Annotated in this window: 4 protein-coding genes; all 4 read left to right on the top strand. The window is 70.3% G+C overall.

The genetic code is table 11. The features are described 5' to 3' along the window. Positions 1-1,490, top strand: a 1,490-nt coding sequence (locus D180_RS07365) for a fructose-specific PTS transporter subunit EIIC (RefSeq protein ID WP_017912291.1), incomplete at its 5' end; no start/stop codon positions are given. Positions 1,491-1,582: 92 nt separating this feature from the next. Continuing rightward, on the top strand, positions 1,583-2,851 hold the full coding sequence (locus tag D180_RS07360) for a carbohydrate porin (protein WP_017912290.1): 1,269 nt from the start codon (positions 1,583-1,585) through the stop codon (positions 2,849-2,851). A gap of 594 nt (positions 2,852-3,445) precedes the next feature. Next, positions 3,446-4,153 (top strand): response regulator transcription factor, encoded by a 708-nt coding sequence (locus D180_RS07355; protein ID WP_017912289.1) that lies wholly within the window; start codon positions 3,446-3,448, stop codon positions 4,151-4,153. Further along, positions 4,150-5,570: sensor histidine kinase (locus D180_RS07350; protein ID WP_017912288.1), on the top strand; the 1,421-nt coding region annotated here is incomplete at its 3' end. The genes D180_RS07355 and D180_RS07350, both read left to right, overlap by 4 nt.

Raw genomic sequence — 5,570 nt, 5'->3', positions numbered from 1 at the left:
AGCGCAGCAGCCTGGACGCGGTGCTGGCCGATGCCGGCGCGGTGCTGGCGCCGCTGCTGACCGCGGCCACCGACACCGCCGGCGCGGCCGCTGTCGGCGGCACCGAGGGCGCCGGCAAGCGCATTGTCGCCATCACCTCCTGCCCCACCGGCATCGCCCACACCTTCATGGCCGCCGAGGGCCTGCAGCAGGCGGCCAAGGCGCTGGGCCACCAGATCCGGGTGGAAACCCAGGGCTCGGTCGGCGCGCAGGACGCGCTCAGCGACGAGGAGATCGCCGCCGCCGACCTGGTGCTGATCGCCGCCGACCGCGAGGTCGACCTGAGCCGCTTCGGCGGCAAGCGCCTGTTCAAGAGCGGCACCAAGCCGGCGATCAACGATGGCCCGGGCCTGATCCGCAAGGCCCTGGCCGAGGCCAGCGTGCACGCCGCCGGCACCGGCGGCAGCGCCCCGGCCAAGGCCCAGGGCGGCCGCCCCGCCGGCCCGTACAAGCATTTGATGACCGGCGTGTCGTTCATGCTGCCCTTCGTCACCGCCGGCGGCCTGCTGATCGCGCTGGCGTTCGCGCTCGGCGGCATCTATGCCTTCGACGACGCGCACAAGGGCACCCTGGCCTGGTCGCTGTTCCAGATCGGCGCCAAGGCCGGCTTCACCCTGATGGTGCCCGCCCTGGCGGGCTACATCGCCTACTCCATCGCCGACCGCCCCGGCATCGCCCCCGGCATGATCGGCGGCATGGTCGCGGCCAACCTCGGCGCCGGCTTCATCGGCGGCATCCTCGCCGGGTTCATCGCCGGCTACGGGGTGGCCGCGCTGAACCGGGCGATCAAGCTGCCGCGCACGCTCGAGGGCCTGAAGCCGGTGCTGATCCTGCCGGTGCTGGGCACCCTGCTGGTCGGCCTGGCCATGCTCTACGTGGTCGGCCAGCCGGTGGCCGAACTGCTGGCCTGGCTCACCGAATGGCTGCGCGGCATGCAGGGCAGCAGTGCGGTGCTGCTGGGCCTGCTGCTGGGCGCGATGATGGCCTTCGACATGGGTGGGCCGGTCAACAAGGCCGCCTATGCCTTCTCCACCGGCCTGATCGCCAGCCAGGTGTACACGCCGATGGCCGCGGCAATGGTCGCCGGCATGACCCCGCCGCTGGGCATCGCCCTGGCCACTTGGGTGTTCCGCAGCCGCTTCACTCAGGACGAGCGCGGCAGCAGCGCCGCCACCGGCGTGCTCGGCCTGGCCTTCGTCACCGAAGGCGCGATCCCGTACGCCGCACGCGATCCGCTGCGCACCATCCCCGCACTGATGCTCGGCTCGGCGCTGGCCGGCGCCATCTCGATGGCCGCCGGCGCCGAACTGAAGGTGCCGCACGGCGGTGTGTTCGTGCTGCCGATCCCCAATGCGGTCAGCCACCTGGGCATGTACCTGGTGGCGCTGCTCGCCGGCACCGTGGTCACCGCGGTGGCGCTGCGGGTGCTGAAGAAGCCGGTTCTCGCCTGATCCCGTCCATGCGCCGGCGCGTCGCCATGCGATGCCCCTCCCCCCGTCGCCGCTGGCGGCGCGCCGGCCTTTCCCTGCTGAGGAGTTCCACCATGTCCCGTCCCCTCGTCTCGTCCCTGCCCCTGGCCACCCTGGCGCTGGCGCTCGCCGCACCGCTGGCCCATGCCCAGGACGCCAGCGACGCCTTCAAGCTCAAGCTCGCCTACACCGGCGAAGGCGCCGTGTCGCTGGACGGCGGCAAGCATGAGGGCAGCGCCTACGCCGGGCAGCTGATGTTCGGCACCGACGTGGACCTGCAACGGCTGATGGGCTGGAACGGCGCCACGCTGAAGGTCTACGGCATCAACCGCCACGGCACCAACCTGGCCAACGGCAACATCGGCAACAGCACCTCGGTGCAGGAAATCTACGGCGGCCAGGGCACCCGCCTGGCCAATTTCACCATCGACCAGAAGCTGTTCAACGACCGCCTGGAACTGGAGGCCGGCCGCAGCGTGGCCAACATCCACTTCCTGGGCTCGGAGCTGTGCGGCTACTTCCAGGGCAACTCGGCCTGCGGCAACCCGACCTTCGTGTTCCGCACCAGCAACTTCACCTACTGGCCGGTGTCCAGCTGGGCCGCGCATGCCAAAGCCTGGGTGACCCCGAACGTCTACGTCCACGTCGGCGCCTACGAGGTCAACCCGATCCAGGCCGAACGCGGCCAGCACGGCCTGAACTGGAGCACCAACGACCGCACCGGGGTGATCGTGCCCTATGCGATCGGCTACAGCACCCAGGCCAGCGGCGCGCGCCTGCCGGCGATGTACGAGCTGGGCGGCTGGCAGGACAACTCCGACTACCGCGACCCGCTCAACGACCGCAACGGCAATCCGGCGCGGCTGAGCGGACTGGACTATGCCACCCGCAACGGCCGCTCCGGCGCGTTCTTCCGCTTCGAACAGCAGGTCACCCGCCCCGATCCGGACAGCAATCGCGGGCTGGTGCTGTTCGGCTCGGTGCTCAAGGGCACCTCCGGGCAGTTGATCGAAGACCATTTCCTGGAGTTGGGCTTGGTCCAGCGCGGCACCTTCGCCAGCCGCCCGCAGGACAACATCGCCTTCGTCGTCACCCAGCAGCACTACAGCGACGACGCCCTGGAAGACCTGCGCCTGGCCCGCGCCGCGGCCGGCGGCAGCGGCACCCCGCACCGGTCCCAGACCATGATGGAACTGAGCTACGGCATCCAGCTGACCCCGCAACTGCGCATCGCCCCGAACCTGCACTACATCGTGCACCCGGACCAGTTCAACGAGCCGGCCCGTACCCGCGACCTGCCCAATGCCTTGGTGGCCGGGTTGCGGCTGGACTGGGCGCTCTGAGGGGCCGGGATTCGGGAGTCGGGATTGGGGATTCGCAAAGGCGGGCGGACTGCGGCCTGAAAGTTTGCGTGCAGACGCGGCGCGCGGCCTGACGCTGACAGCATCAGTGCAGACCGACCCATCCGCGCAGATGCCGACATGATTCACCCTCGATAGCGGCACGTTGAACGCACGAGGCCCCGGCATGCCGGGGCCTCGTGCGTTTTCTTCCCTTCGATTCCGATCGCAGTGGCGCTGCGCCGATCCGTCGGCGCCTGCGGGAGCGAAACGTGGCCGGCGAATCGAGATCCGTTCGATTCCGTGCGAGCCGTCTCCCTGGCGCGGGAGCGGTGACGTTGCCGACCCGTTCATGATGCCGCGGACCCGGGGGCGTGAGGATCGGCGGATGCCGCGGCCGGCTATAGGGTTTTTCCTACCCGGCGGGGTCAGGACCGGCGAGCGCGCAGCGATGTCATGGATGATAATGGTCATCACCGCATCGCAGAATCTGGATACACACTCCATCGAAGCTACATCGACGTATGTGAACGTAGTGACTTCGCCGCCGCCGATTACGACGGTTTTCCCACATCCCCGTTGCAAGCATTTCGCATCATGCGCATCCTGGTCGCCGAAGACGATACGTCCATTGCCGTTGCATTGCGCGACTCGCTCGCCGAGTGCGGCCACGTAGTGGACCATGTCGGCGACGGTGCCGCCGCCGAGCGCGCGCTCGGTAGCGAAAGCTATCAACTGCTGGTGCTGGACCTCGGTCTGCCGCGCCGCGACGGGCTACAGGTGCTGCAGCGCCTGCGCGCGCGCCGCGACGAGATCCCGGTGCTGGTGGTGACGGCGCGCGATGCCGTGGAAGACCGCATCCACGCGCTCGACCAGGGCGCCGACGACTACCTGATCAAGCCCTTCGAACTGTCCGAGTTCCTCGCCCGCACCCGCGCGCTCCTGCGTCGCAGCAGCAGCGGTGGCGTACCGGAACTGGTGCTGGGACAGCTGCGCATCAATCTGGCCGGGCGCCGGGTATGGCTGCAGGACCAGCCGCTGGACCTGACCGCGCGCGAGTTCGCGCTGCTGGAGACCCTGCTGCTGCGCAGCGGGCGCGTGGTCAGCCGCAGCCAGCTGACCGAAGCGCTGTGCGACTGGCAGCACGAAATCACCGACAACGGCCTGGACATCTCCATGCACCGCCTGCGGCGCAAGCTGCACGGCGCCGGCGTCGGCATCCGGACCATCCGCGGCCTGGGCTATCTGCTGGAGGAGTCGCGCGCCGCCTCACCGGCCGCCGACCACGCACAGCTGCCGCAGTGAGCGCGACCGCGGCCGCGCAGTCGCCGGCATACCGCCACCCCAGCCTGCGCCAGCGACTGCTGGCGTTCCTGCTGATTCCGACCATGCTGCTGATGCTGGTGGTGTCGGCGCTGTTCTACCTGCTGATGCTCAAGTACACCAATCACGTCCACGACATGGACCTGAAGGAGGACACGCAGGGCCTGGCGAATGCGGTCAACGACCCCGGCGAGCGCATGCCGCTGACCCTGCAGGCGCGGCAACTGCTGGAGTACAGCAGCGACGGCCGGGTGTTCTTCAAGCTGGACAGCCGCCGCCACGGGGTGATCAGCGGCAGCACCCAGCCGATTCCGGCGCATCCGGATCCGGCCGAAGTCGGCCGGGTGATGCTGTACGACGACCGCATGGACAACGGCGTGCCGGTGCGTGTGGCCAGCCTGTTGCTGCCCTCGGCGCTGGAACCGGGCGACTGGCTCACCGTGTCGGTGGCCGAGACCCTGGACGACCGTCACCGCCGCGCCCGCGAGATCCTGGTACTGATGCTGCCGACCGAACTGCTGCTCACCTGCTCGCTGCTGGTGCTGGTCTGGCACGGCGTGCGCGTGGGCCTGCGCATGCTGGAACCGGCGGTGCGGCGGCTCGACGACAGCCAGCGCGACCTCAGCCCGGTGTCCGGTCCCGACATCCCGGTGGAGATCGTGCCGCTGACCCAGGCCATCGACGGCCTGCTCGGCCGCCTCAAGCACATGATGGCGCTGCAGGAACGCTTCCTCGCCGACGCCGCGCATCAACTGCGCACGCCGCTGGCCGGGCTGAGCATGCACGTGCAGCGCGCCCAGGCCAGCCAGCGTCCGGAAGACACCGCGCAGGCGCTGCAGCACATCCGCCAGCTGACCGACCGCGCCACCCGCACCTCCACCCAGTTGCTGGCGCTGACCCGCACCCAGGCCCCGCGCGAGAGCATCCGCCCGCTGCTGCCGCTGGATCTGGCGCAATGGCTGCCGCAGGCGCTGGCCGAGCGCATCCCCGACGCCCTGCACGCCGGCGTGGACCTGGGCTACGACGGCGGCGACGACGACGCGGCTGCGGCCTGGGTCGCCGCCGACGCCTATGCGCTGCGCGAACTGCTCGACAACCTGCTGGACAACGCGTTCCGCCATGCCGCCGGCCGCGTGGTCACGGTCAGCCTGCGGCGCGATCCGCTGTCCGTGCGCCTGGCCGTGGACGATGCCGGCAGCGGCGTCGACGAGGCCCTGCTGCCGCGCCTGGGCGAGCGCTTCTTCCGCGCCCCGGACGCGCCCGAAGGCGGCACCGGCCTGGGCCTGGCGATCGTCGCCAACATCGCCGCCCGTCACCACGCCACGCTGCGCTACCGGCGCTCGGCGCTGGGGGGCCTGCGTGCGGAGCTGGACCTGCCGGCCGGCGCGGAGCCGCAGGC

Source organism: Xanthomonas sp. SHU 166 (assembly GCF_000364685.1).
GTDB classification, from domain to species: domain Bacteria; phylum Pseudomonadota; class Gammaproteobacteria; order Xanthomonadales; family Xanthomonadaceae; genus Xanthomonas_A; species Xanthomonas_A sontii.
Note: the sequence above shows the minus strand (reverse complement) of the source record. Positions and strands in the feature narration are given on the sequence as shown.

Coding starts and splice junctions, on each gene's coding strand:
- D180_RS07360 (WP_017912290.1), top strand. CDS start 1,583: ATGTCCCGTCCCCTCGTCTCGTCCCTGCCCCTGGCCACCCTGGCGCTG.
- D180_RS07355 (WP_017912289.1), top strand. CDS start 3,446: ATGCGCATCCTGGTCGCCGAAGACGATACGTCCATTGCCGTTGCATTG.